This window comes from Marinobacter alexandrii (assembly GCA_039984955.1).
GTDB lineage: Bacteria > Bacteroidota > Bacteroidia > Cytophagales > Cyclobacteriaceae > Ekhidna.
This window is the reverse complement of sequence record JBDWTN010000004.1, coordinates 1-2,908: the sequence shown is the minus strand read 5'-3', so window position 1 is coordinate 2,908 and position 2,908 is coordinate 1. Positions and strand designations below refer to the sequence as shown.

Annotated in this window: 3 protein-coding genes; all 3 read right to left on the bottom strand. The window is 37.0% G+C overall.

The window, feature by feature from the left end:
• Positions 1 to 273: 273 nt before the first annotated feature.
• On the bottom strand, positions 274 to 1,095 hold the full coding sequence (locus ABJQ32_00880; protein ID MEP5288168.1) for a hypothetical protein: 822 nt from the start codon (positions 1,093 to 1,095) through the stop codon (positions 274 to 276).
• 110 nt (positions 1,096 to 1,205) lie between these two features.
• Positions 1,206 to 2,228 (bottom strand): hypothetical protein, encoded by a 1,023-nt coding sequence (locus ABJQ32_00875; protein ID MEP5288167.1) that lies wholly within the window; start codon positions 2,226 to 2,228, stop codon positions 1,206 to 1,208.
• Between the two features lie 5 nt (positions 2,229 to 2,233).
• The gene (locus tag ABJQ32_00870) at positions 2,234 to 2,752 is read right to left on the bottom strand and encodes a hypothetical protein (GenBank protein MEP5288166.1); all 519 of its coding nucleotides are present in this window, start codon (positions 2,750 to 2,752) and stop codon (positions 2,234 to 2,236) included.
• Positions 2,753 to 2,908: the final 156 nt, after the last annotated feature.

Here is a 2,908-nt window from a genome sequence, read left to right as displayed (position 1 = left end):
AAGAGAGGATAAATATAGCAGGTAAAGATGGGATTTGAAGAGGGACGAGCTACACTCGATCACATTGGGTTGAATGAATTCATCGAGAGTGCGCGTTTACGCGTGCGTAGATGGATGAGCCGCAGGCCATTCAACCCAACGTCCCAGATATGGCACGTGCCTCTGGGCTTTGTTTATATCTTCTAAGCTAGCGGATTTGCACTGCACTTTCAAGTGACTACTTTGAGGCATGTGCTATATCGTTTGTTAGCCTCTTTTCCGCTCGACTATTCTTTAATTTCGATTAATTTCTACCATTTTATAATAGAAGGATGGAGTAAATCCAATACGTTCACAAACGATGTTAGAGTCTAACCTATCCCGGTCTGTCATTAAATAGACTGTACCATTTTCAATATGAAGTTGGTTTGCGCAGTGTGAAAGAATGACTTTTCCAAATCCATTACTTCGATGCTGTTCTTTGGTGAATAAAATTCCTATATCTGGATCTACAATTGTGCAAAAACTAATAATTTCATCATCATCATTCCGGAGAACGAAAATATTCTCGTTCTGGATGTAATTAAGAACACGTTCTTCCATTTCTTCAATTGACTTGTCATTTTGTCCATCATATTCTTCATGATAGTATTCTTGAAGCATAATTGCCAATTCATTCAAATCTGCCATTGTGGCAAGCACTACGTTCGTATTACCATTTTCAACGAGGTTGATTTCGTTTGTTGAATAGAAAATCCTGCGTTTCTTTACTTCGGAATTTCTTGGTTGGTAGTAGTCAATGATTTGATCAATAAGCTCATCATCACCTGCTAGTGTGAAGTTGGTAAAAACATTAAGATCAAAGACTTCATTTATTTCTTGGATTTGATTAGGACTCCAATTTTCTCCATAGATAAAAAGCATATCGCCATGAAGAAGCAACACCCATCCATTATTTGAAATATTCAGTACTGATGTCTCATAAATTCTGGCTTGGCCAGCTATCGACCTTTGGATGTAGTCATTGAGAAATTTGAATCGATATTCGTCCAAGTTGATTTCCTGCAGAAGAAATCGGTTAAATTCAGCTTGAGCATTTACAGGATCGAGATTCATATAATTGAGGCTAACGATCAGCTAAAATCCGTAGGCTGGACATTTGTAAATATCGGGAAAGTATCATTTCCAGCCAACCTTGGCAAGCACCTCAGTAAGCCTATGGATTTTTAGCGCCTGTTACCTGTATTGTTACTTTCCCTTTTAAAGTACTTTTTCATAACCCACCCGGCTTGTGGAGTTCCAAATTCAAAATCAATGTATGTTACATAAATCCATTTTTTGGATTTGAAATTCGAATTGACTGAAACAATATTTACAACTTGTCCTTCCTTCACAATTGCCAGTGCAGTTGATTTTGATTTTGGCCGTTTATATATTCTAGTATTATGAATGCAAAGACGAAGATTTAATTGATCTTGTAGTTGTGTTATTGAATCAAGACGCTTATTTATCTGCTCAAGACCGGCCTCTATTTTTGTATCGGTTTCAGAAACTTTCTGCAGTATTTCTTCAGATTTATCTGTTGAAGTTGAATAAAAGAAAAAGACAATAGTGAGTAGAAAATTTATATAATTTAAGAGTTGATCAATAGAAATTTGAGTTGTTGTGGTCGGACTTGTTTGACCTCCTTCTAAATGAAATCTTAAGCCATTTTCAATTTCTAAAAGTAGCGTTTGAACTACTTCAAATTCATTCGATGAAATATTTGATTCCGTATTTAGTTTCGCTAACGAGTTGAGCTTTTCGGCAAAATCCTCTTGATTATTGAGTGTTTTAATAATAGCCTGCTGCTTTTGCTGAAGTTCGCCAAAAGCACTTAAAGATGTGCCGAAACGACTTAAGGTTTCTCTATATGATTTTGGGAGTTCAAAGACTTTTTGAAAGGCGCCAACCGAATTCAATAATTGATCATTTCTCGCTTGATAAGCTCGCAAGGCCTCTAGAAATGGTTGATGACTTACCTGAATTGATCGTTGATATTCTGCAAATCGATTTTGAAACTCAAATAGTTGATTGGTTTGAATCGATTGATAATTTTTAAAAGCTTCCTGAAGTTGTGCTGTTAAGTCTTTATTTGGATTGTTAAATTGGCTTAATGTTCCTTGAAGTTCAGATAGAGGAGATTTAAAGTTCTTCAAAGACTTCCGGTATTCGTTAAGTGTTTTTTTAAGGTCAGATTCTAAACTCATCGTATTTACCGGTAGTTATTTAGCTGTTCGAAATTGACAGAGTTGAAATATTCTCCCATCTGCCCCCTAGTTGCCATAGTCTTTTTGTCGATGGTTTCTGGAAATTCAAGGCCAGTTTTGGAAGAAGTTCTTCGATAGAAGTGTTCGAAGTTGTTGAAACGTTCAAAGGCAAAGCCAAAATCAGAATAGTATTCTAACATCCAGTCTAGTTCGTAATCCAGCACACCTTTTGCAATTCGTCTGTCAAGTAGTTTTGCAATTCGTTCTTCCGCTTCAGGATCAAGTTCACAGATTCCAGTTAGCCAAGTTGGTTCAGTTAACGCATACCACATGATAAAGAGACCTCTTTTAAGTGCTTCAAGATCACTTTTAGCAAGCCTTGAATATTCGCGATGGATTTCAAGATAATCCTTGGATATTCCGAAGTAAACTACTTTATCAGTTTTTTCCTCGATAGTTCCTTCGAGTTGCTGGATTGTGTTGAAGAGTTCCAATTCCTTGTTGCCGAGTTCATCTATGCTCATGGGAGAAATTACAGGTAATGTGATTGAGTATAATGCGAGTGGGGCCGAGAGGCAACACGATGAGCATTTGGCTCGGTCCCATTCGCATTATAGTTATGTTGGTTTGCAGTTGCCTGCAAGAGAGGATAAATATAGCAGGTAAAGATGGGATTTGAA